Origin of the sequence: Flavobacterium melibiosi (genome assembly GCF_048158545.1) — a bacterium.
GTDB lineage: Bacteria > Bacteroidota > Bacteroidia > Flavobacteriales > Flavobacteriaceae > Flavobacterium > Flavobacterium melibiosi.
Window position 1 is genome coordinate 142,455 of the sequence record NZ_JBLNKU010000004.1, and the last position, 22,588, is coordinate 165,042.

At 34.3% G+C, this 22,588-nt stretch carries 24 protein-coding genes; 10 read left to right on the forward strand and 14 right to left on the reverse strand.

Features of this window, described 5'->3' with window-relative positions:
* Position 1: 1 nt before the first annotated feature.
* Positions 2-805, reverse strand: coding sequence for an SDR family oxidoreductase (locus ACM55F_RS06385; protein ID WP_416852946.1), 804 nt, complete (start codon positions 803-805; stop codon positions 2-4).
* Between the two features lie 471 nt (positions 806-1,276).
* On the opposite strand from ACM55F_RS06385, the gene hflX reads away from it, so the two are divergent.
* From hflX to ACM55F_RS06405, 4 genes are all read left to right on the forward strand, one after another.
* Positions 1,277-2,518 carry a GTPase HflX gene (gene hflX, locus ACM55F_RS06390; RefSeq protein ID WP_416852948.1) on the forward strand — a complete coding sequence of 414 codons (1,242 nt, stop codon included), beginning with the start codon at positions 1,277-1,279 and terminating at the stop codon, positions 2,516-2,518.
* Between the two features lie 417 nt (positions 2,519-2,935).
* On the forward strand, positions 2,936-4,687 hold the full coding sequence (locus ACM55F_RS06395; protein WP_416852950.1) for a hypothetical protein: 1,752 nt from the start codon (positions 2,936-2,938) through the stop codon (positions 4,685-4,687).
* A 7-nt stretch (positions 4,688-4,694) separates the two neighbouring features.
* Positions 4,695-5,336: a hypothetical protein gene (locus ACM55F_RS06400; protein WP_416852952.1), complete on the forward strand. Its 642-nt coding sequence runs from the start codon at positions 4,695-4,697 to the stop codon at positions 5,334-5,336.
* A gap of 96 nt (positions 5,337-5,432) precedes the next feature.
* The gene (locus tag ACM55F_RS06405) at positions 5,433-6,098 is read left to right on the forward strand and encodes a hypothetical protein (protein ID WP_416852953.1); all 666 of its coding nucleotides are present in this window, start codon (positions 5,433-5,435) and stop codon (positions 6,096-6,098) included.
* A 52-nt stretch (positions 6,099-6,150) separates the two neighbouring features.
* Here the strand turns inward: ACM55F_RS06405 and ACM55F_RS06410 are convergent, their stop codons facing one another.
* Entirely contained in the window at positions 6,151-7,326 is a 1,176-nt protein-coding gene (locus ACM55F_RS06410; protein WP_416852954.1) for an IS1182 family transposase, read from the reverse strand.
* Positions 7,327-7,565: 239 nt separating this feature from the next.
* Between ACM55F_RS06410 and ACM55F_RS06415 the strand changes: the two genes are divergently transcribed.
* The 5 genes from ACM55F_RS06415 (at position 7,566) to ACM55F_RS06435 (ending at position 11,976) form a co-directional block, all read left to right on the forward strand.
* The gene (locus ACM55F_RS06415) at positions 7,566-9,608 is read left to right on the forward strand and encodes an amidohydrolase family protein (RefSeq protein ID WP_416852955.1); all 2,043 of its coding nucleotides are present in this window, start codon (positions 7,566-7,568) and stop codon (positions 9,606-9,608) included.
* Positions 9,609-9,840: 232 nt separating this feature from the next.
* Entirely contained in the window at positions 9,841-10,077 is a 237-nt protein-coding gene (locus tag ACM55F_RS06420; protein ID WP_416852957.1) for a hypothetical protein, read from the forward strand.
* A 94-nt stretch (positions 10,078-10,171) separates the two neighbouring features.
* On the forward strand, positions 10,172-10,726 hold the full coding sequence (locus ACM55F_RS06425; RefSeq protein ID WP_416852958.1) for an REP-associated tyrosine transposase: 555 nt from the start codon (positions 10,172-10,174) through the stop codon (positions 10,724-10,726).
* A gap of 126 nt (positions 10,727-10,852) precedes the next feature.
* Positions 10,853-11,371, forward strand: coding sequence for a GNAT family N-acetyltransferase (locus ACM55F_RS06430; protein ID WP_416852959.1), 519 nt, complete (start codon positions 10,853-10,855; stop codon positions 11,369-11,371).
* 155 nt (positions 11,372-11,526) lie between these two features.
* On the forward strand, positions 11,527-11,976 hold the full coding sequence (locus ACM55F_RS06435; protein ID WP_416852960.1) for a VOC family protein: 450 nt from the start codon (positions 11,527-11,529) through the stop codon (positions 11,974-11,976).
* Positions 11,977-12,100: 124 nt separating this feature from the next.
* On the opposite strand, the gene ACM55F_RS06440 is transcribed toward ACM55F_RS06435, so the two are convergent.
* The 7 genes from ACM55F_RS06440 to ACM55F_RS06470 all read right to left on the reverse strand — a co-directional run bounded on the left by ACM55F_RS06440 (position 12,101) and on the right by ACM55F_RS06470 (position 16,804).
* On the reverse strand, positions 12,101-12,952 hold the full coding sequence (locus ACM55F_RS06440) for a DUF3078 domain-containing protein (protein ID WP_416852961.1): 852 nt from the start codon (positions 12,950-12,952) through the stop codon (positions 12,101-12,103).
* 47 nt (positions 12,953-12,999) lie between these two features.
* Positions 13,000-13,512, reverse strand: coding sequence for a DUF2480 family protein (locus ACM55F_RS06445; RefSeq protein ID WP_416852962.1), 513 nt, complete (start codon positions 13,510-13,512; stop codon positions 13,000-13,002).
* Positions 13,513-13,599: 87 nt separating this feature from the next.
* Positions 13,600-13,926, reverse strand: coding sequence for an SUF system Fe-S cluster assembly protein (locus tag ACM55F_RS06450; protein WP_035669120.1), 327 nt, complete (start codon positions 13,924-13,926; stop codon positions 13,600-13,602).
* Positions 13,927-14,161: 235 nt separating this feature from the next.
* Positions 14,162-14,575 carry a GxxExxY protein gene (locus tag ACM55F_RS06455; RefSeq protein WP_416852963.1) on the reverse strand — a complete coding sequence of 138 codons (414 nt, stop codon included), beginning with the start codon at positions 14,573-14,575 and terminating at the stop codon, positions 14,162-14,164.
* Between the two features lie 148 nt (positions 14,576-14,723).
* Entirely contained in the window at positions 14,724-15,143 is a 420-nt protein-coding gene (locus ACM55F_RS06460) for a SufE family protein (protein WP_416852964.1), read from the reverse strand.
* Positions 15,143-15,577 carry a hypothetical protein gene (locus ACM55F_RS06465; protein WP_416852965.1) on the reverse strand — a complete coding sequence of 145 codons (435 nt, stop codon included), beginning with the start codon at positions 15,575-15,577 and terminating at the stop codon, positions 15,143-15,145. The genes ACM55F_RS06460 and ACM55F_RS06465 overlap by 1 nt, the downstream gene beginning before the upstream one ends.
* A gap of 12 nt (positions 15,578-15,589) precedes the next feature.
* On the reverse strand, positions 15,590-16,804 hold the full coding sequence (locus ACM55F_RS06470) for an aminotransferase class V-fold PLP-dependent enzyme (protein WP_416852966.1): 1,215 nt from the start codon (positions 16,802-16,804) through the stop codon (positions 15,590-15,592).
* 232 nt (positions 16,805-17,036) lie between these two features.
* Here ACM55F_RS06470 and ACM55F_RS06475 point away from each other — a divergent pair, with 232 nt between their 5' ends.
* Entirely contained in the window at positions 17,037-18,413 is a 1,377-nt protein-coding gene (locus tag ACM55F_RS06475) for a serine hydrolase domain-containing protein (protein ID WP_416852967.1), read from the forward strand.
* Between the two features lie 71 nt (positions 18,414-18,484).
* On the opposite strand, the gene sufD is transcribed toward ACM55F_RS06475, so the two are convergent.
* From sufD to sufB, 5 genes are all read right to left on the reverse strand, one after another.
* Positions 18,485-19,801: a Fe-S cluster assembly protein SufD gene (gene sufD / locus ACM55F_RS06480; RefSeq protein ID WP_416852968.1), complete on the reverse strand. Its 1,317-nt coding sequence runs from the start codon at positions 19,799-19,801 to the stop codon at positions 18,485-18,487.
* 72 nt (positions 19,802-19,873) lie between these two features.
* A complete protein-coding gene (gene sufC, locus ACM55F_RS06485) occupies positions 19,874-20,626 on the reverse strand; it encodes a Fe-S cluster assembly ATPase SufC (RefSeq protein ID WP_416848469.1) in 753 nt (250 codons plus the stop codon).
* 12 nt (positions 20,627-20,638) lie between these two features.
* Positions 20,639-20,911, reverse strand: a complete 273-nt coding sequence (locus tag ACM55F_RS06490) for a Txe/YoeB family addiction module toxin (protein ID WP_416852969.1) — start codon at positions 20,909-20,911, stop codon at positions 20,639-20,641.
* Complete coding sequence (locus ACM55F_RS06495) at positions 20,902-21,108, reverse strand: DUF2683 family protein (protein ID WP_416852970.1); 207 nt, start codon at positions 21,106-21,108, stop codon at positions 20,902-20,904. Before ACM55F_RS06495 ends, ACM55F_RS06490 begins: the two co-directional genes overlap by 10 nt.
* A 23-nt stretch (positions 21,109-21,131) precedes the next feature.
* Positions 21,132-22,580 carry a Fe-S cluster assembly protein SufB gene (sufB, locus tag ACM55F_RS06500; RefSeq protein WP_416852971.1) on the reverse strand — a complete coding sequence of 483 codons (1,449 nt, stop codon included), beginning with the start codon at positions 22,578-22,580 and terminating at the stop codon, positions 21,132-21,134.
* Positions 22,581-22,588 lie beyond the last annotated feature (8 nt).

Below are 22,588 nucleotides of genomic sequence, written 5' to 3' on the forward strand. Positions count from 1 at the left end.
TTTATAAATTTAGTTTGGTAAAAGTATAATTTAAAATAGCCTCTATTTTATCACTCAAAATCGTTTTTCCAATAGAAGCATTTTCATGATTAAATTTTGGCAACGCTAAATTCAAATCCATAGCTTTTTGGGTGTAATAAGTGGAGCGGGAAGGATGAAAAGGAGTAACTGCATTGAAAGTTTCATTCCAAGAATTGTTTTCAATGATTTTTAGAATTATGCCAATGCAATCTTCCTGATGAATTAAATTTATAGGAGCATCCGGATTATCCAGATTCTCGCGACCCGCTAAAAATTTCACGGGATGTCGGTCTTCGCCAATTAATCCCCCGAAACGAAGCACAGTGGTTTTAAAATTTTCATTGCTTTGTAAAAGCTGTTCCGTTTCCAGTAATTGTTTGCCTCCTTCAGTATCCGGATGCGGTACGGTTTCTTCTGAAACGTTGCTATGACTGTTGCCGTAAATGGAAGTTGAACTTATAAAAAGCACTTTGTTGAGAGATGATTTTTCGATAAATGGAATTATATTTCTGATTTTTGAAACAAAGTTTTCTTTTTCAGTGCCACGAAGTTTAGGCGGGACATCAAGTATCAAAACTTCAGAATTTTCTAGAAAATTACTTATATTTCCATCCGTTTTATACGCTGAAAGTGCAATCAAAAAAGGGTTGATCCCTAAATTCTCGAATAAAGACAATTTTTCCAACGTAGTAGTCGATCCATTCACGGAAAAGCCATTTTCTAACAAGGCTTTCGCCAAAGGTAAACCCAACCAACCACAACCCAGAATGCTAATTTTTGTCATTTCTATTTTAATTTTTTTTTAATCACGGCCCGTCATTCCATCTGGTTTGTCATCCTGTATTTGTTCTTTGAAAGGATTAATTGATTTGAAGTAAATTCATCATAAACGTTTCAACAGTAGAAAGGAAAAGATAAAAATTAAAACGTGTCATTGGTCAAAAGTACGGTTCACAATGGGTACTCCTTTCTCTATCTGCGCTAAACCTGGACGATTTATTAGACATTGTAGCCTGTATTTTGGATTGATAAGTCAAAAGTAGTTTTCTTACGTTTACTCTTTTTTTCTAAAAACAAAGTTATGATAAAAACAATGATTATGCTGGTATTGTCCTCTCAAAATTAAGTTTTGATGTTTCCATTTGTCATAGTGCTTTCGCAAGAAACTATCATTATTCACGGCTTCTAATTTTTTATAAACCCATAACTAGATAAGTCCCTGACAAATCATTAAATTTGTAGCTTATTCAAAGACATGTTAGAAAAAGAAGTAATAAATTTCGAAAAAACGGCTATAGTTGGTATAGTAACTCAAAACCAAAGTGAAGAGAAACTTAACGAATATCTTGACGAATTGGAGTTTTTGACTTTTACCGCAGGTGGTGAAGTTGTGAAACGTTTTTCGCAAAAAATGGAACGCCCAAATCCCAAGACTTTTGTTGGAACTGGAAAAATTGAAGAGATTCATCTTTTTGTAAAAGAAAATGATATTTCAACTTTAGTATTTGATGATGAATTATCGCCTTCGCAGCAAAAAAATATATCTAAAATTATTACGGAATGTAAAATCCTGGACAGAACGCACCTTATTCTGGATATTTTTGCGCAACGTGCCGAAACTTCGTATGCCAGAACGCAAGTAGAGTTGGCTCAATGCCAATATTTATTACCAAGACTTTCCGGAATGTGGACGCATTTAGAGCGTCAAAAAGGAGGAATTGGAATGCGTGGACCCGGGGAAACCGAGATTGAAACAGACAGACGTATTGTTCGTGACCGAATCGCCTTATTGAAAGAAAAAATAAAAACCATCGACAAGCAAATGGGTGTGCAACGCGGTAATCGTGGCGCAATGGTTCGTGTAGCTTTGGTTGGATATACTAATGTGGGGAAATCAACCTTGATGAATGCTGTTGGGAAAAGTGATGTTTTTGTAGAGAATAAACTTTTTGCAACTTTAGACACTACCGTTCGAAAAGTAGTTATCAAAAACTTGCCTTTCTTACTTTCGGATACCGTAGGATTTATTCGAAAATTGCCGACACAATTGGTTGATTCTTTTAAAAGCACGCTGGATGAGGTTCGTGAAGCCGATTTGTTATTGCACGTAGTTGATATTTCGCATCCTGAATTTGAAGATCATATCGCATCGGTAAATCAAACTTTATTGGATATCAAAGCGAATGACAAACCGGTAATTATGGTTTTCAATAAAATTGATGCCTACAAACCGCTGACTATTGATGCCGATGATTTAATGACCGAAAAAACACCGAGACATTTCACTTTGGAAGAATGGAAATCGACTTGGATGAGCCGAGTAGGCGAGCAAAATGCCTTATTTATTTCGGCAACAAACAAAGAAAATTTCGAGGAATTCAGAGAACGCGTTTATGAAGCCGTAAGACAAATTCACATCACCCGTTTTCCGTACAATAAGTTTTTATATCCCGATTATAAAGATGCTGTGGAGAAAGAAGACAAAGAAATCGATTAATTTGTCCAAGATATAAAGCTTACAATCCCTTTGACATTTTCAAGAGGGATTTTTTTTGGGCATGCCCCAGCTTCCTCTGCGTTACAGCTGCGTCAGGATCCCGAGGATTCGGGACGCTGTAATCTCCCGAAGAAAAATCGGGAGGATTTCCGCTGCCATCCTTCATGCGGGTTCTGGAGGTTCAATAGCGATTAATTGTTTGTATTGAAAATAATTTTTGTAGTATTTTATTTGTTATATTCGTTAAATAAATGATTTTTCTTTTGATCACACATATATGCAAGTTACAGAAAACCTTATTTCCATAATTGGGTAAATAGAAACACCGGAAAAAAGAAAAATAATCTGAATAACGGGAGCTAACAAATCCTTTACTGCCCAGCAAATGCGAAATGAAAAGGTAAAAAACAATTTAATATGAATTTAAAAATTAAATTCTTAGCTCGGTTTCTTTCACTAATCTTAATGTTAACATTTTTAAGCTGCGAAAAAGATTTGTATGAAGACGCAATTCAACAAAAAAAAGAATTAAATACAAATACAGTATCTTTAAGGGAATTATCAAAAAAAGACAATGAAAAATTATTTAAAGCTGTTGATAATCTTAATTTAAAAAATGAAAATATACTTTCTAAAAAAAGGTATAATCAAATAAACAATTTCTATTTTGATGACACAAATGGTAGAGAAATAATATCCGTAGACGGTCATAAATCATATACATTTCAAATTTATAATAAAGATGTAAATAAAAAAATAGAAAATGTATTATTTACTGAGAATGTAAATGGAGAATATGATGTATTTAGAGTTAAATATGATTTTAATGAAGAGGATTATAAAAAATTAAATAAAAAAGATATATTAAAACATAAAGTAGTTTATGAACCAATCATAAATGCAAGAACTACCGAGTTTTGTTTAACTATCTATACTATATATTCTGGTGATTGCACTAGAACTCATGAAAACTCATATACATGCAATGAAGAAACAATTACATCTGAACAGTATTGTGCAGATGATTATACTACAATTATTGAAAATAATAGTAGTTACATAACTATATCAGAAACAGGATGGGGTAATGGAACATTTGTAAATACGAATACAACTATGAGTCCTAGTGGTGTATTTACAACACTAGTAATTACTCCAGGTATGACTTTTATTAATAGTTTAAACTTTGATACACCAGAAGGTGTGTTTTCTTTATCACCTGACGCTCAACAAATAATTTTCAATTATTTAGACGCACATAATTTTGATGACCCAACAAATGCGAGGGTTAAGTATGTTTTAGATCATTTTAACTTTTTTTGGATTAATGAACAACCAGCTGGAACTGATATTGATATTTTTAATTATTTAGCACAAAATAATTTTTCTTCTAATAGTGAGAGCTTTATCAAACAATGTATAACACGAATGTCGCAAAATCCAACTACTTTTACTTCAATAATACCTTTATTAATTGAAAACAAAATTGATGATACTTATTTAGATCCTTGTGGTAAAGGGGTATTTCAACAAATAAAAAATGCAACGATATGCGATTTTGCAAATGTGTTTGCCAAACTTGGTGCGGATGATTCTGTTTACAATACGACTATTAAAACTGCACATAATAGCGTTGTGATTAATGGTCAACTACAAGAAATAGTTGACCCTGCTAACACAATTAGGACGACACTTGGAACAAAATATAATTATACGGTGTATGTAAATCCAGATTATCCAGACAAAACAAAATTATTTATCGCTGCTTTTTTATTACACGAAATGGCACACACCTACTTTTTTAGTGTGATTGATGATTACAATATGGGAGCAACCAATTCTTTTAATGAACTTCCTATTTTGTTTAACGCAGCAGTAACAAATCACTTTCCAATTGGCCCGAATTTACACCATGAAGAAATAGCCAATAGTTATGTAAGTGCTATAGCTGCTGCACTCAAAGAATTTCAACCAGGACTCTCCCAGCAAGTTTATGACGATTTAGCTTGGGGGGGATTATATGGAACTCCGATTTTTGACACTTTATTACCTGTTGGAAACCCTAATAGAGAAAGAATAATAAACAGATATGCTTGTGAACAAACTGGCAGCCCTGTGGGTCAAGGTACAGCAAATTTACAAAGCCCAATGGGACAACCTTGTAATTAATCATGATATGAAAAAAGTATTGATTATTGGTATAGTTTTTTTAGCTTTATCTTGCTCAGTTAAAAAAAACAATAAAGATGGCTTTGAAACAATATCCCCAACTGCTAAGGGAATGGGTATTACAAAAACAGAAAGTGAGATTATTAATGATTTTTTAGAGATAGAACTCGAAAAAGATCGTTACAAACCATACAAAAATTATCGGCTTTGCTTTATCAAAGAAGGAATCAGCAAATTATCTTCATTACTGATCTATGAATATTGTTATACAGATAGAAATTTACCCATAAAAAACTCTACTAATAATGATTGGATTCTTAACGAAGTCCAAATAAAAAACATAAAGGACACTTTAATTACTAAAACACATCATTGGAACGTTTCTGATTTTACCACTATTACCGTTTCAATTATAGAACATAGTGAGTTAACAAAAAGTATTAAAGAAAACAATTATACTAAGTTTTCAGAAACCTTAATTCTTAATTTGTCAACGCCATTACTAATTAATGATAAAAATGCATTTATAACTTTTAATGCTAATCTAGGGTGGAAAACAATGGACAGATTTACCGCTTTACTGAAAAAAAATAAGGAAGGAAAATGGGAAATAGATTCGTATTATTATGATCCTAATTCTACTTGGTAAATTATCCTGCTCTACGAGGTTTGCTGGCAAAGTCTCACGGCTTTGTACTCCAAACGAACAAAATCAAATTGGACAACCTTGTAATTAATATAAATTATGAAAAATATTTCGCTCTTTTTATTAGGTATTTTGTTGTTTTCGTGTTCGACCAAAAAAATTGAAAAGAAGAACATGGTGTCTATCCCACAAGAAAAATTAAATACAGTTCTTGACATATTGTCTGAAGAAGAAGGCAATATTGTAAATGATTTTTTACAAGTTGAATTAGCATCAGATAGTTACAAAAGTTATAAAAATCTTGAAATGGTTTTACTTGAGGAAGCAAAAAATAGAATTTGGACTCTTGACGCTTATGAATTGGCATATAAAGAATGGCATAGATACAATATTGCAACTCAAGATGACAATGAAAGACTTGGTTGGATTCTTGATAGTATTCAAATAAAGGAATTTAAGGAAAAATACAAATATGAAAAGGAATATCATTGGAAAAATACTGACGTAAAAAACTATAACGTTACTATTATGAAAAATGAAGCTTTAAGAAATAATACCAGAACAGGAACAAATATTGATATGCCAGAAAAACTAATCTTATTTATTACTAGACCAATAATAATTGACAAAAACAATGCTTTTATAAGTTTTAATTCAAGTAGTGGTCGATTTGGAAACACAATTAATCGTCTTACGGTGCTTATGAAAAAAACTAACGAAAAATGGAAAATGGGACCAGGATATTGGGATGGTATGATTGATTAAAAAATATGATGACACTCTCCCAGCAAGTTTATGACGATTTAGCTTGGGGGGATTATATGGAACTCCTACTGGTACATAAATGTTTTACAGGACATTCTCTACATTTGGGAGTTCGGTATCTCTTGAACTCATAACTGTCTCTGTCCGTGGTTTTCTTGTGCCAGTGGCCAGTGGTTTTAAGTGTTTCGCCCTGTGGACAAGTATAAGTATCGGTGGTTTGATTGTATTGGAACTTAGAAACAAAATAATCCTTGGTTGTCCCGTTTTCCTTATTTTTTCCTTGTTCTGGCTGCGCTACAATTGTAATGATCTTGGCTTGTTTGCAAATTTCTATTTGTTTGCCATTATGATAGCCTTTATCCACCAAGGCCGTGTAAGTTTCTATCTCTAAATTCTCCTTGGCTTCGATAGCAATGCCCGACAAGGCGTTGCGGTCGTTGCGGTTGATAGTGTGCGTGGCTACCACGAGATTGTGTTTGGCATCCACTGCAGCTTGGATGTTAAATGAAATTTCAACCACTTGCCCTTGCACTAATAATGCTCTGGAGTCACTATCGGTAATGCTTATTTGAGGCTCGCCGCTTGCTTTTAGCTTTTCTTCCAGCAACTCATAACGAAGTTTGTTTTGCTTTAGGCGTTCGATTTTTTGCTGGATATTTTTGATTTTAGGTTGATTTTCTTTTGCATCATTTTCCTCCAAAGCATCCAAGTATTCTTGGGTTTTGGTTTCAATATATTCTAAGTGTTGGTCTATTTTCTTTTGATTAAAATTGGCTTTCTTACTATTGTGCGCCCGGCTTTTAGTTCCATCAATAGCAATGGTTTCACAACCTATTAAATCGGCATCTTTCAGAAAGCTAACAAAGAGTTTGAATAAGCCCTTCAATGCTACAGGATTGTTCTTTCTAAAGTCAGAAATACTGTGGTAATTAGGACGAATGTCTTCCAATAGCCATTGCATTTCTATATTTCTAAAACATTCTTTTTCTAATTTTCGAGAGCTTCTTATTCCGTTGAGATAACCGTATAAATAGATTTTCAAAAACACTTGGCTGTTATAACTCGGACGACCTTCTTTTTTGAGGGTTGGAAATGAAAAACCAAGCTTAGATAAATCTATAAACGATACAAAAGCATCTATAAAACGAACCTGGTTGTCGGGACTTATGGCGTCTTCTAAACTCGAAATACGCATCTGATGGCGGGAAATTCCTAGGATATGTTGCATTCTTAAAAATACGAAAAATCCTGCTTTAGTACAACTTTTTTGTTATATTTGGTAAAATAAAAACGGAGGTTTTTTCACAGACTGACGTTGGCAGTAATTCACACCAAGCATCGTAATTTATAAAAGAGGGTTTCTTACTATAAACCATAAAAAATTTATTTTTTTGGCAGTAGTTAGCAATAAATTGTAACAAAAGGTATAAATTAATTACTTTCTAAATTATTAAATCTCAACTACCTATGAAAATAAAATTTCTCTACTTTCCCATTGTCTTATTGTTGTTCAATTCATTCAAGCAAGAAACTCCTAAAGTATCCTCTTTGGTCAATTATCAAGGCGATGAAACCTATTCTGTTATATTTGGCAGTACGACTGTAGGACATCTTAAAACTCATACCGTAGGCGATACTATTCAAATTGATTATGATTATAAAAACAATGGTAGAGGACCTACCATAAAGGAAACAATCGTTTTAAATAGAGATGGTTTTCCGGTTCAATGGGATATTACAGGGAACACGACGTTTGGCAATAGCGTGGATGAACATTATACATTGAAAGGAACCGTTGCCTCATGGACTGATGCTACCGGTAGTGACAGCGCTAAGGTAGATAATGTTTTGTGGTATGTAAATCAATCTGGAAGTCCTTATTCGGCAATTCTTACGGCCCGTAGCCTTTTAAAATCACCCGATTATTCAGCAGATGTGCTTCCGGCAGGAAGACTGAAACTTACAGAGATGGGAAAAATCAGCATTACTGTTGATTCTATTACTCTCAACCTTACCACTTATGCAACATCTGGAGCCGATTTAAATCCTTCCTATATTATTGCCGACAGTAATCAACGTTTGTTTGCTGTGATTAGCCCTCGGTCTGTTACTGTACGTAAGGGATTTGAAGCAAAAGAAAAAGAACTTAGAGCTTATGCTGAAAAATATTCTACTGAACGATTTGAATCGTTACAAAAGAAATATGCCCACAACTATGGAAAAAAGGTACGCATTGTTAATGTGAAAATTTTCGACCCCAAAACTTTAGCGCTCACTCCGCTTTCATCGGTGTTGGTAGATGGCGAGCGTATCGTAAGTATTGATGTCCCTAACACCAGAGTTAAAAATGAAGTAATCATCGATGGGGCAGGCGGTACCCTGGTAGCCGGGATGTATGAAATGCATGCCCATACTGGAGATGAAGGTGCCTTGTTGAATGTATTGGCCGGAGTTACTTCCTTCCGGGATATGGGAAATGACAATGAAGTATTGGACGATTTAGTTAAAAAGATTAATTCAGGCGTTTTGGCCGGACCAAGAGTTCATCGATTGGGATTTATAGAAGGAAAAAGTAAATACAGTGCAAATAATGGAATTCTAGTTTCAAGTGAAGAAGAAGCCCTGGCTGCCGTAGATACTTATCACAATAAAGGTTATTATGGGATAAAACTATACAATTCCATGAATGGAGATTGGGCACTAGCCATAGTAAAAAGAGCTCATGGGTATGGAATGTTTGTATGCGGTCATGTACCCGCATTTTCCAACGCCAATGCCATGTTACGAGCGGGTTTTAACGAAATGACCCATATCAATCAAACGATGTTGGGTTGGGTGCTAGAACCGGGGGAAGATACGCGTACCCTACTTCGTCTTACGGCACTAAAAAGATTTCCAACACTGGATCTTAATAGTCCCGAGGTGCAGGAAACCTTAAATTTATTTATTAAGAATAAAACTGCTATCGATCCCACATTAGCCATCCATGAAGTCTTAATGAAAGCTAGAAATGGTGAAGTTAGGGAAGGAACAAAAGATTATATAACTCATATGCCACCCAACACCCAACGTGGATTTAAGATAGCATTGTCAGATATCGCTACTCCTGAAGACGACCAATCTTATAAGAAGGGTTTTGACAAAATTGTGGAGACTTTGAAGTTGATGAAGAATAAAGGAATCTTTATTGTGCCAGGAACCGATTTGGGTGGTGCATTCTTTTATCACCGTGAATTGGAACTCTACCAACAATTGGGTTACACATCTGCTGAGCTAGTGAAGCTGGCTACCTATGATATGGCTCAATATTTAGGGGATGAGAATCTTGGAAGTATTGGACCCGGTAAACTAGCCGATTTCTTCTTAATTCCCGGAAATCCGGTAGAAGACATCAAAGCCATCAAAACAATTTCAATGGTATCTCGCGGTGGTACTTTTTACTATCCAAGTGAAGTTTATCCTTCTTTTGGTATTAAACCTTTCACGGCAAAGCCGGTAGTGAAAGAATAAAAAATTATCAAATACATTATTGAGCCTACTAATAACGATACTACTAATTAGTTTAATTGTTATTGTGTAAATATAGCGTGCTACAACACCATATAAAATTAATTGCTAGTGCAGGCCTAATTACAAAAATCCTAGCGGATTTTCTATTCGGTTCATATTTGCTAAATTAGGTGTTTAAACACGCAACTAATCTTATACAAACACGTTGGCAGTAATAATAAAACCGAACTGGATGAAAAGACTAATTTGGATATTAGCATTTATTTTAATTGGCTGTTCATCAAAAGAAAATGAAGTCAAAAACATAGAATTTATGGCTTATAGTTGGAACGTGGAAACACCAATAAATAAAGTCCAACCTAAATTCAAAACACAATGCGAAATCTATCCCCAACTGGCACTCGTTTGTCCACATTCTCTGGTGCTCGTTTGCAACGAGTACCTACTTAAATTGAAAGACAAATTATAGCGTTTGCAACGCGGATCGCTTAAACAGGAGTGTCTTTAAACAAGTAGCTACTATTTTATATTAGAGTTACTAAAATCAATATATTTGAAAAGAAATGTCTGAGAAATACAAAGTCATTGATAGTACAGTGCCTACTTTTATTACTATAACAATTGTAGATTGGGTAGATTTATTTGTACGACCTAATTATTGTACTATTTTAGATGAATCCTTAAATTATTGTATTAAGGAAAAAGGATTGAGTGTGCATGCTTATGTATATATGACTAGTCACATTCATTTAATTGTAACAGCATTTGATGGTGAATTGCAAGATGTTATTCGGGATTTTAAAAAATTCACTTCAAAAAAACTGATAGAAGCGATTAAAGAACATCCTGAGAGCAGGCGAGAATGGCTGTTACGGAAATTTAGTTTTGAAGCTCAAAAATCAGGAAGGGCTAAAAATTATAAAGTATGGCAAGATGGTTTTCATCCTGTTATATTGGATACTTTAGAAAAAATAGAGCAGCGTGTAAACTACATACATTATAATCCGGTTGAAGCCGAAATCGTTTTTCATGAAAGAGATTATGTAAACAGTAGCTATAGGAATTATGAAGAAGACAATACTGTTTTTTGTAATGTAAATGCCGAACCTTTATGGTAATCTGTTTATAATAGCCGCGTTGCAAACGCTTTATTTTGTTCATACTAGTAAGTAGGTACTCGTTGCAAACGAGCACCAGCAGAGATACGACAACCCAAGACCAGACAATATAAATGAATGACAGACATGAATTCAGCGACTTTCCCAATTTTGACAACTGAAAGATTAACTCTCAGACAATTATCAATTGACGACCAGCAAGATGTTTTAGCTTTGCGTTCTGACCCAAAAATTAACAAGTTCCTTAACAGACAACTATGCAAGACAAACGAAGATGCAATAAATTTTATCAACAAGGTTAATTATAACATTGAAAAAAGCGATACTTATTATTGGGCGATTACCTTGACAGACACAAAAACACTTTTAGGGACAATTTGCTTATTTGACTTTTCAAGCGAAAATAATAGTTGTGAAATTGGGTATGAATTAATGACTAAATTTCAAGGACAAGGAATAATGAAAGAAGCGGCTCAAGTAGTAATTGACTACGTGTTTCATACTTTAAAGTTTAAAAAAATACTCGCCTTTACACATTATGCGAATCAGAATTCAACCAATCTTCTGTTAAAATTCAATTTTGTAAAATCATTAGAAACGGACAAAGAAAATCCTAACTTAAATGTTTTCACTTTGGCACAATAACGTTGACAGCAAGAAAAAAACCTACTTAAATTAAGAGACAAATTATAGCGTTTGCAACGCGGATCGCTAAAATAGAGCTACTCATTGTATTGCGATACCCTGCACTCAGCCATTTGGAATAAGAAATAAAAACAACAACTTAAAAAATTATAATTATGGCACTTATCAATCCTTACATTAACTTCAACGGAAATGCCGAAGAAGCATTCAATTTTTACAAATCAGTATTTGGTGGAGAATTCGCAAAGATTATGCGTTTCAAAGATATATCATCCCGAAACTTCGGGACTGAATATCCAGTAGCAGAAAATGATGCGAATAAAATAATGCACATTGCTTTACCTATTGGCAAAAATATTTTAATGGCCAATGACGTTCCAGAAAGTATGGGTAAAGTAAATGAAAATGAAAACAGATCTAAAATATCTATTAGCGCAGAAAGTCGTGAAGAAGCTGACAAGTTATTTAGCGGACTTTCAGTAGGCGGAAATATTGAAGTGCCTATTAGTGACAGTCCTTGGGGTTCCTATTTTGGGATGTTTAGAGACAAATTCGGTATTGAATGGATGGTGGATTTTGACCCAAAATATAATGGAAAAATATAATCAGAAAAAAACGAATGCCTAACAGTGAATCGCTAAAACCGGAGTATTTCAGGACTAGACAAGAATAAAAATAAAAAGGACCTTTAGAAATTTCTAAAGGTCCTTTTTTATAAAAATTATTTTCTTAAAAACCGTAATTAACCCCTAAACCAAATACTTCTCTCACCTGAACGGCTTGAATCGAATTGTCATCGTAAATTGCTTGTACGGCTATATTTGCTGACAAGTATTTATTGATTTTCAGGAGCACATTCATTTGGTAATCTACATCAACGTTTTGTGGATTTTCTAAATAATTAGAATATAAATTTAGCCTGTTCTCAATAGAAACATTTGTCATTAAATTTATTTTATAGTAACCCGAAATACTGGCTCCAAATTCAAATCTTGAAGTGTCTCCTTGTAAAACACCGAAAGAAGGTCCAAATTCAGTAAAATGACCGTGGACCAAAATTAGTTTTGCAGTCGCCGGAGAAAAATTGACACTTAAATTATTGCTTTTTTTCCACCACATTCCAGGTCCAAATTGAAAATAGGCCGGAGAAAAGAAATGCGAAAGTCTAACGTCATTTTTATCATAACCAGCGTCCATCTGTGTTTTGAAATTGAAAAATATAGAGTAGTACCATTCCCCTTTTGCTTTCTTGCCCCAAAGGGAGTTCAGTTCCAAACGATCATCGGTCTTGGCTATTTTTTCATCTCCTTTTATTTTGGTTAAACCATACGCTGCAATGAATTTATTGTCCCAAACTACATCCCCTTTTTTATAATTGAAATCGTAATTAAGTCCAAAATTCCCAGCAATGTTTGAAGTTCCTCCGCCCAGCCACTGTTTGTTGTAAGCAGATTGGTTAAAAAGTAAAGAAATATTCCCTTTTTTTGTCCAAAGTTTTATCGTGTCTGTTACGGTTTCTTCTTGCGCATTAATAGAAATTACTAACAAAAATAACACTAAAGAAAACACTGTTTTTTTCATGACCTTATATTTTAAATTTTAGTTTTAAACTATAAAATAAACGTATACTACTCTTTTTTATGTGCTTTGTATAATGGAACGGCAGAACATGCTTCGCCATACATAATACTTCGTGCAAAAGGCTGTAGGTAATGCGCTGCTAATACATAAGCCCGCATTGGAACCGGTTTTCTGGAGCAACCTTTAATAATAATGGGCTTATTTTTATAAACGGAATAGTCAATTTTAGGCAACAATTCTTCATAAAGAGAAGCGTCTAAATCTTCTAAAGTTCCGTTGATGATTTTCTTTGCAAATGGTGCTAATTGAATCGCAACCAAAATCGAAGCCCAAGCAGGAACAATCGCATCGGTACTGCAGTTAATAGCGACATATTGATCTTGATATTGTGACCAATCGTGATTTTTCAGCTGCTCTCTAAAGTCTTTTTCTTTCAATAAAAAACCTTCCAAAAGCCATTGTGAAATATCTATTTGCGCACGAATCCCTTTTGGATAATAATCTTCGAGATCGAAAACTTCCAAAACACTATTCGCAACTTTATTTATTATTTCTTCCATTTTTTAAATATTCAGTGTTCAGTGTTCCGTTTTTTAGTGTTCAGGTACTAACTGAATACTAAAAAACTGACCACTGAACACTTTTTGCTAAAGCATTCCCAATTCTAATTTAGCTTCTTCACTCATTAAATCTTTGCTCCAAGGCGGATCAAAAGTGATTTCTACTTCAGCATCTTTTACATTGGTAATCGATTTTACTTTTTCTTCCACTTCTCTTGGTAAGCTTTCTGCAACAGGACAGTTTGGAGAGGTAAGTGTCATTAGGATTTTCACTTCATAATCCGTATTGACCATTACGTCATAAATTAGTCCTAATTCGTAAATGTCTACAGGAATCTCCGGATCGTAAATAGTCTTTAATATTTTTACGATTGATTCTCCTAATTCGGCAGTGTCTATAATTGTTTCTTCCATTATTTTTAGTTTAAAGTTTAAGGTTTAAAGTTGCGAAATGCACTTCAGAATTCGTTAATCATCATTCAATATTCAATAAATACATCTTGAAAAAGAGCTCTTATATTTTCTTAAATAACTTATATGCTTTAAAAAAATCTAAAAGGTTTAAATCAATTCTGCCTGTTGAATGCCTAAGCATACATTTTAATATTTTTTTAAACCATATAAGAAATATAAGTTCATTAAAGGTTTTTTATTCTTCCTCTAATCTTCTGTATAATTCGTTAACGTAGGTTTTTTGTCCTTCACTGTAAATATTTACAACATTATAATTTATCATTAATCCAATTGGCGCTTCCAAAAGATTCATATAAGACATTAATTTTGCAACGTGAATTGGTAAAACCTTGTCATTGGCTTTAATTTCCAATACCAAACATTTTTCAATAAATAAATCACATCTTAAATCAGATTCTAATTCTAAACCTTTGTATTCAATTGGAATTGTTAATTCAGATTGAAAATTAATTCCTCTCAAAGATAATTCCTTAATCATACATTTATGATAAATACTTTCTAAAAGTCCAGGCCCTAAATGTTTATGCACTTCTATTGCAGCTCCATTAACTCGGTAAACTAAATCTTTCAAGTATTTTTTTGTAACCATATGTAAAATTAATTTTAAAAAGCAACAAAAATTTATTTGAGATTATGTCAGGCACTTATAAATAGTATAAACTTTTTAAGTTACTTACTGTCTTCTTAAATGACCTTAAATAACTTATATGTTTAAAAAAAATCTAAAAGGTTTCTAATCAATTTTGCGTGTTGAATGCCAAAGCATACATTTTAATATTTTTTATCATGGATACTAATCCATTGGCGCGAGTTGGCGATAAATGCTCTTTTAAACCTATTTCATCAATAAAATCCATGTCGGCGTCCAGAATATCAGAGGCTTTTTGATTCGAAAAAGTACGAATTAATATCGCAATAATTCCTTTTGTCAAAATGGCATCACTATCGGCAGTGAAAACAATTTTGCCATCGGTTTGTTCCCCTTGCAACCACACTTTAGACTGGCAGCCTTTGATCAGATTGTTTTCTGTTTTGAATTCTTCTTTTATCATAGGAAGTTTTTTTCCTAATTCGATGATGTATTCATAACGCTCCATCCAGTCGTCAAACATAGAAAACTCATCAACGATTTCTTCTTGTATGTCTTTAATTTTCATTATTCTTTTTTAGCAAATGAATTTATTTTATTTACGAATTTCTTAATTTGTTTCGGTGGAAAACCATGATCAAAACTAGTCGTTTCATAGGGTTTGTCTTTGTAGGTAATTTTCAAATGGGCAATGGCTGCACCGTCATAAAAACGTTTTTCAGTAGGTGCTTTTAATGTTGCTAAACTATCCAATTCCAGTGTTTTAAAACATTCTACTAGCTCTTTCCAGTCTGCATCCGATATTTTTTTAGGCGCAGGCTTGTCATAACCATCTCTGTCCTTAGAAATAGTAACCATCTGATTCTTCACAGTAATTTTTTGATAAAAACCTCTGGTATTGGCTTCATATTCAATTACAGCAGTTTCAATATCTTGTGCTTTGGCACTGTCGCAACTTTTTCCAAGAAAAATGGTCAGGAATAATAAAGATAGTATTTTCATATTTTTAAATTTTTAAGACAACATGAGTTGCGCTTTTTTAATAGCTTCAACCATAACATCAATTTCTCCTTTGGTATTATAAAAAGCAAATGAAGCTCTTATCGTTCCCGGAATACAAAAGAAAGTCATGATAGGTTGGGTGCAATGGTGACCGGTTCTTACAGCTATTCCTAATTTGTCAATTATCGTACCAATGTCGTACGGATGAATGCCTTCAATATTAAACGAAATTACAGAAGTTTTTTCTTTGGAAGTACCAAAAATTTTCAAACCTTCAATTTCCAATAAACGTGAAGTTGCGTGCTCCAACAATTCTTTTTCTTGTTGTTGAATGTTTTCAAAACCAACTTCATTCATATAATCAACCGCAGTTCCCAGAACAATTCCTCCGGCAATATTTGGTGTTCCGGCTTCAAATTTATGTGGTAATTCAGCATAAGTAGTTTTCTCGAAAGTCACTTCCTTAATCATTTCGCCACCACCTTGATAGGGCGGTAATTTATTCAACCACGCTTCTTTTCCGTATAAAATTCCGGTTCCTGTTGGACCACACATTTTATGTCCTGAAAAAGCATAAAAATCACAATCTAATTCCTGAACATCAGGTTTTAAATGAGGAACTGCCTGCGCTCCGTCAATCAAAATCGCCGCGCCAACTTCATGCGCTTTGTCAATCATGTATTTGATTGGATTTACAGTTCCAAGAGCATTCGAAATATGATTTACGGTAACGATTTTAGTTTTATCCGAAAGTAATGTGTCATATTCGGACATTATTAATTCGCCATCTTCATTCATTGGAATTACGCGCAAAGTCGCTCCCGTTTTCTCGCATAACATTTGCCAAGGCACAATATTGCTGTGGTGTTCCAATGCCGAAACTAAAACTTCATCGCCTGGTTTCAAAATAGAAGCAAATCCATTGGCAACTAAATTAATTCCATGCGTTGTTCCCGAAGTGAAAAGCACTTCATGAGCAAATTTTGCATTGATATGATTTTGAAGTTTACCACGTGAAATCTCATAAGCATCGGTTGCCAGTTGGCTCAATGTATGAACGCCACGGTGAATATTAGCGTTAATTTCCTGATAATATTTTGAAATTGCATCAATCACAACTTGTGGTTTTTGCGAAGTGGCTCCGTTGTCGAAATAAACCAATGGTTTTCCGTTTACCTTTTGTGAAAGAATAGGGAAGTCGGATCTAATTTTATTGATATCTAACATTTAATCTGCTTGTTTTTATTGTTTTTTATTGGTCAGATAGAACGCCAATAAGCAACATTTTTTTAGATAACCCAATTTGTTATTGGGGTTTCATTATTTAGAATTTTTCTAAATACAAAAGTAATGAAATTGAAATTAATTTTCGGCAAACACTTGTTAATAATAATCAATGTGGTAACAGTTCAAAAAATGTATGCTTCTTTTTTATTAAATTGCTTCAAATTAATTCTCTATGAAAAAATTTTTCAGATTATTTGGTTTCGTTTCTCTTATTGGTGTTTCTTATTTTGGCTTCACCACTTATCCAAAACTGGATTTAATTTCTGGCTTTTCAGCCAAAAGTATCGCTTCGGGACATTTTATTGATAATCGTTCGCAGGAAATGATTGAGAAAGGCGACAATGATATCGACATGATTGATTTGGCCAAAAACAAAATTGAAGAAGCCGGAAAGTTTGCTGCTGCTTCAGTTTATGGTTTGAAAGAACGAAAAGCAATTTACCGCGAAGGTTTGGGCGCGACTTTAATCAACGATGATTTCGATGTCACAAAACCGTATGAAGTTCCAAAAAGAAAAAAATTGAATAACAATTTGTCTTTTCCGTATGGAAATATGGAACCAAAAGATACCGTTTTTAGTACCATTGATTATACTAAATTGAATGCGGCTGTCGCTAATGCTTTTGATACAAAGAACGACTCGAGCCTAAAAGGCGAACAGGCGAAGCAAATCAAAAAAAGAACCCGCTCCGTTTTAGTGATTTATAAAGACAAAATCATTGCCGAAAAATATGACTCGGGTTTTGATAAAAACAGTAAACTATTAGGGTGGTCCATGACTAAAAGTATTACTAGCACCATGTTTGGAATTTTGGAGAAACAAAGAAATTTTGATATTGATGATCCTGCTCCAATTCCGGAATGGGCAAATGACAAACGGAAATTGATTACAACAAGCGATTTGCTTCACATGAATTCCGGTTTACAATGGGTAGAGGATTACCAGACTATTTGTGATGCTACTAAAATGCTTTTTCAGGCCGAAGATATGACTCGGGTGCAACTAGAGAAACCGGCGGAAATTAAACCCAATATGCGGTGGAATTATTCTTCGGGAACTACTAATTTACTTTCCGGGATTTTGCGGAAGCAGTTCAAAACGCATCAGGAGTATTTGGATTTTTGGTATTCCGCACTAATTGACAAAATAGGAATGAACTCGATGGTCGTAGAAACGGATATGGCGGGAAATTATGTAGGTTCGTCTTACGGTTGGGCAACAACACGCGATTGGTCAAAATTTGGGTTGTTGTATTTGCACAAAGGCAACTGGAACGGAGAACAGATTTTCAACGAAAGTTGGGCGAAATACACTGCAACTCCTACGAATACTTCCAACGGAAGATATGGCGGACATTTTTGGCTCAATGCAGGCGGACATTTTCCCGATGTTCCAAGAGATATGTATTACTGTAGCGGTTTTCAAGGACAAATGGTAGCGATTATTCCATCACTTGATTTAGTGATTGTAAGAATGGGTTTGAAAGAAGAATCTAATTTTGATTTTAACGGAATGTTGAAAGGGATTGTGGGGAGTTTGGAGAGATAATCGTATTAAAAAACCCTGTCAGAGTTTAAAACTCTGACAGGGTTGCTATGATAACTTGTAATTAGTATTAACTACAAATCAAATCCTAATTTCACGCCGAGTTTGTTGGCGATAATCGTGGTAATTCGTTTTTTAAGTTCCGGTATTTTGATGTTTTCGATAACTGCATTCGAGAATGCATACATCAATAACGCTTTTGCTTCTTTTTTAGGGATTCCACGTGCTTGCATGTAAAACATGGCTGTTTCATCCAATTGTCCAACCGTGCAACCGTGAGAACATTTTACATCATCAGCAAAAATTTCCAATTGTGGTTTTGCATTTATTGTTGCTTTGTCGCTCAATAATATGTTGTTGCTTTTTTGGAATGCATTCGTTTTTTGAGCGTCTTTCTCCACGTACACTTTTCCGTTGAAAACTCCTGTAGAACGATCGGAATAGATTCCTTTATAATCCTGGAAACTTTCGCAATTTGGAGTCGAATGCTTCACCAAAGTATAATGATCTACGTGTTGTTTTTCACCAATGATTGTAATCCCGTTTAAGGTGCTTGTCAATCGTTCCCCAAAGTGGTAAAAATTCAAGTTGTTTCTCGTTAAGTTTCCTCCAAAAGAGAAGGTGTGTACAGAAACGTGACTTTCTTTCTGTTGAGAAACAAACGTATTATCGATTAAATTCGCTTCAAGCGCATCGTTTTGAATTTTGTAATAATCTACGATAGCACGTTTTTGGGCAAAAATCTCGGTAACGGAATTCGTTAACACTGGATTTTCGGTTAAACTTTGGTGGCGTTCGATAATTTGAACATGTGAATTTTCACCCACAATCACTAAGTTTCTCGGCTGAACCAAAAGCGCCGCTTCGTTGCCTGTTGAGAAATACATAATCTCAATAGGCTTGTCAGCCACTTTGCTTTTTGGAATATGGATATACGCTCCTTCATTGGCAAAAGCCGTATTCAAAGAAGTCAAACTTTCATCTTTACTCGCTATTTTATTAAAAAAGGTGTCAATGATCATTTTGTATTTTGGTTTGTTCAGTGCCGATGACATCAAACAAACATCAATTCCGTCGTGTGTTGTTGACGATAAATGTGAACTGAAAATGCCATCAATAAACACTACTTTATAAGTGTCTATTTCGTGTAAAAAGTATTTTTTTACTTGGTTAAATTCAATTGCATTTTCTTTCTTTGGAAAAACGGTAAAGTCATTTTTTAAGATGGCATTTAGCGAAGTGTATTTCCAAGCTTCGTCTTTTTTGGTTGGGAAACCTTTATTTTCAAAGTTTTTTATGGCTGAAGTTCTCACATCATGAAGTTCGGAGTGAACATCGACACGCTCTTCGAAAGCCATAAAAGACGATAGTAATTTTTCTTTTAATTCCATTTTTGGTAGTTATAAGTTGGTAGTTGTAAGTTGGAGTTTTGCAAACTGCAAACTGTAAACTGCAAACTAATTTTACGCTTCTTGTTCTTGTTTAATCCAGTCGTATCCTTTTTCTTCCAGTTCGTGCGCTAATTCTTTTCCGCCGGATTTTACAATTTTTCCGTTGTATAGCACGTGAACAAAATCAGGAACGATATAGTCCAATAATCTTTGGTAGTGCGTAATAACTACGATTGCATTTTTGTCGCTTTTTAGTTTGTTGACACCATTAGCAACAATACGTAAGGCATCAATGTCAAGTCCAGAATCGGTTTCATCAAGAATAGCCAATTTTGGTTCCAACATTGCCATTTGGAAAATTTCGTTACGTTTTTTCTCCCCACCAGAAAAACCTTCGTTTAGAGAACGAGAAAGAAATTTTCTGTCAATTTCTAATAACTCTGATTTCTCACGAATCACTTTCAGCATTTCGTTAGAAGGCATTTCTTCCAGACCTTTCGCTTTACGAGTTTCGTTAATAGCTGTTCTGATGAAATTCGTTACTGAAACTCCCGGAATCTCCACTGGATATTGGAACGATAAGAATACGCCTTTGTGCGCTCTTTCTTCTGGTGCCAATTCAGAAAGGTCTTCTCCGTCTAAAGAGATTTCGCCTTCGGTTACTTCGTAGTTTTCGTTTCCTGCAATGATGGAAGCAAGTGTACTTTTTCCAGCACCGTTTGGTCCCATTATCGCGTGAATTTCTCCCGCTTTTACTTCAAGGTTAATCCCTTTTAATATTTCTTTGTCACCTATTGAGGCGTGTAAATTTTTTATTGATAACATTTGTTTCTTTGTTTATTCGTAATGACCTTTTAATGATAAAATGTCTAATATTTCAATTGTATTTTCTTCTGTGACTTTATATATGATGCGATGTTCTTGATTTATTCTTCTTGACCATTTTCCGGAAAGTTGGTATTTCAATTGTTCCGGTTTTCCTATTCCTTCAAAAGGATGTAGTTGAATGTCTTCGATTAAATCTGTAATTTTATTTAAAATATTTTTATTTCCGGATTTAATCCAAAAATCTAAATCCTTTTTCGCTTTAGGTGTAAATACTATTTGCATAAATCCTTTAGCTCATCAAGAGTCATTTTAATTCCTTTCCCCTCTTTTATACTTTGTTCTGCTTCCAAAATTTCTTTGACAAACTCGGGGTTATATGGCTTTTCAATTTTTTCAATAATTTCAAATCCAAGCGATTTTGCCAATGATTTTAACACTGGAAAATCTTTTTTCTTTACATTTTTTAAAATAATATCCATAGCTATTTAAATTTAAACCAATTTTATCCTACAGAACCTTCTAACGAAATTTCTAATAATTTTTGTGCTTCTACTGCAAATTCCATAGGTAACTTATTCAAAACCTCTTTACTGAATCCGTTTACGATTAAGGCAATAGCTTTTTCTGTTGGAATTCCACGTTGGTTGCAATAGAAAACTTGGTCTTCGCCAATTTTACTTGTCGTAGCCTCATGTTCTATTTTTGCCGATGGGTTTTTACTTTCGATATAAGGGAAAGTATGTGCTCCACAATTGTTCCCCATTAATAACGAGTCACATTGTGAAAAGTTTCGGGCATTATCCGCTCTAGCGCTAATTTGCACTAAACCACGGTAACTGTTTTGTGATCTTCCGGCAGAAATTCCTTTAGAAATGATAGTCGATTTAGTGTTTTTACCTAAATGGATCATTTTGGTTCCTGTATCGGCTTGTTGGAAATTATTGGTTACAGCAATCGAATAAAATTCTCCTGTTGAATTGTCTCCTTTTAAAATAACGGAAGGATATTTCCAAGTTATAGCTGAACCAGTTTCAACTTGAGTCCAAGAAATTTTTGCGTTTTTCTCGCAGATTCCTCTTTTGGTCACAAAATTGAAAACCCCACCTTTACCTTCTTTGTTTCCAGGATACCAGTTTTGTACGGTTGAATATTTTATTTCGGCATCGTCTAATGCGATTAATTCTACTACTGCAGCGTGCAATTGATTTTCATCACGACTTGGAGCAGTACAGCCTTCTAAGTAAGAAACATAACTGCCTTCGTCTGCAACTAATAATGTGCGCTCGAATTGTCCTGTTCCTGCCTGATTGATTCTAAAATATGTCGAAAGTTCCATTGGGCAACGAACGCCTTTTGGAATATAACAGAAAGAACCATCAGAGAAAACTGCCGAATTTAGCGCAGCATAAAAATTATCTTTTTGTGGCACAACCGTTCCTAAATATTTACGAACTAATTCTGGATGCTCTTTGATGGCTTCAGAAATACTCATAAAGATAATTCCTTTTTCTCCTAATGTTTTTTTGAATGTTGTCGCTACTGAAACCGAATCAACTACAATATCCATGGCTACATTATTCATCATTTTTTGCTCATCAACAGAGATACCTAACTTTTTATACATTTCTAAAAGTTCAGGATCTACATCGTCCAATGTTTTATTAGGATCTACCGCTTTTGGAGCAGAATAATAGGAAATGGCCTGAAAATCAGGTTTGGTATACTGTACATTAGCCCATTCTGGCTCTATCATTTGCTCCCAAGCACGAAAAGCCTCAAGACGCCAATCAGTCATCCATTGAGGTTCTCCTTTTTTGTGTGAAATAGCCCTAACGATATCTTCATTTAAACCAATAGGAAACGTTTCTGATTCTAATTCGGTATAAAATCCGTATTCGTATTCTTTGTTTTCGAGTTCGATTTTTAAGTCGTCTTCGGTATATTTTGACATATTTTTTT

Coding starts and splice junctions, on each gene's coding strand:
- ACM55F_RS06450 (WP_035669120.1), bottom strand. CDS start 13,926: ATGGAAGAAACAATTATAGACACTGCCGAATTAGGAGAATCAATCGTA.
- ACM55F_RS06495 (WP_416852970.1), bottom strand. CDS start 21,108: ATGGATATTATTTTAAAAAATGTAAAGAAAAAAGATTTTCCAGTGTTA.
- ACM55F_RS06395 (WP_416852950.1), top strand. CDS start 2,936: ATGAATTTAAAAATTAAATTCTTAGCTCGGTTTCTTTCACTAATCTTA.
- ACM55F_RS06465 (WP_416852965.1), bottom strand. CDS start 15,577: ATGAAAATACTATCTTTATTATTCCTGACCATTTTTCTTGGAAAAAGT.
- ACM55F_RS06405 (WP_416852953.1), top strand. CDS start 5,433: ATGAAAAATATTTCGCTCTTTTTATTAGGTATTTTGTTGTTTTCGTGT.
- ACM55F_RS06400 (WP_416852952.1), top strand. CDS start 4,695: ATGAAAAAAGTATTGATTATTGGTATAGTTTTTTTAGCTTTATCTTGC.
- ACM55F_RS06490 (WP_416852969.1), bottom strand. CDS start 20,911: ATGCAAATAGTATTTACACCTAAAGCGAAAAAGGATTTAGATTTTTGG.
- ACM55F_RS06455 (WP_416852963.1), bottom strand. CDS start 14,575: ATGGTTACAAAAAAATACTTGAAAGATTTAGTTTACCGAGTTAATGGA.
- ACM55F_RS06460 (WP_416852964.1), bottom strand. CDS start 15,143: ATGAAAATTAAAGACATACAAGAAGAAATCGTTGATGAGTTTTCTATG.
- ACM55F_RS06425 (WP_416852958.1), top strand. CDS start 10,172: ATGTCTGAGAAATACAAAGTCATTGATAGTACAGTGCCTACTTTTATT.
- hflX (WP_416852948.1), top strand. CDS start 1,277: ATGTTAGAAAAAGAAGTAATAAATTTCGAAAAAACGGCTATAGTTGGT.
- sufB (WP_416852971.1), bottom strand. CDS start 22,580: ATGTCAAAATATACCGAAGACGACTTAAAAATCGAACTCGAAAACAAA.
- ACM55F_RS06470 (WP_416852966.1), bottom strand. CDS start 16,804: ATGTTAGATATCAATAAAATTAGATCCGACTTCCCTATTCTTTCACAA.
- ACM55F_RS06415 (WP_416852955.1), top strand. CDS start 7,566: ATGAAAATAAAATTTCTCTACTTTCCCATTGTCTTATTGTTGTTCAAT.
- ACM55F_RS06420 (WP_416852957.1), top strand. CDS start 9,841: ATGAAAAGACTAATTTGGATATTAGCATTTATTTTAATTGGCTGTTCA.
- ACM55F_RS06445 (WP_416852962.1), bottom strand. CDS start 13,512: ATGGAAGAAATAATAAATAAAGTTGCGAATAGTGTTTTGGAAGTTTTC.
- ACM55F_RS06430 (WP_416852959.1), top strand. CDS start 10,853: ATGAATTCAGCGACTTTCCCAATTTTGACAACTGAAAGATTAACTCTC.
- ACM55F_RS06410 (WP_416852954.1), bottom strand. CDS start 7,326: ATGCAACATATCCTAGGAATTTCCCGCCATCAGATGCGTATTTCGAGT.
- ACM55F_RS06440 (WP_416852961.1), bottom strand. CDS start 12,952: ATGAAAAAAACAGTGTTTTCTTTAGTGTTATTTTTGTTAGTAATTTCT.
- ACM55F_RS06385 (WP_416852946.1), bottom strand. CDS start 805: ATGACAAAAATTAGCATTCTGGGTTGTGGTTGGTTGGGTTTACCTTTG.
- ACM55F_RS06475 (WP_416852967.1), top strand. CDS start 17,037: ATGAAAAAATTTTTCAGATTATTTGGTTTCGTTTCTCTTATTGGTGTT.
- ACM55F_RS06435 (WP_416852960.1), top strand. CDS start 11,527: ATGGCACTTATCAATCCTTACATTAACTTCAACGGAAATGCCGAAGAA.
- sufD (WP_416852968.1), bottom strand. CDS start 19,801: ATGGAATTAAAAGAAAAATTACTATCGTCTTTTATGGCTTTCGAAGAG.
- sufC (WP_416848469.1), bottom strand. CDS start 20,626: ATGTTATCAATAAAAAATTTACACGCCTCAATAGGTGACAAAGAAATA.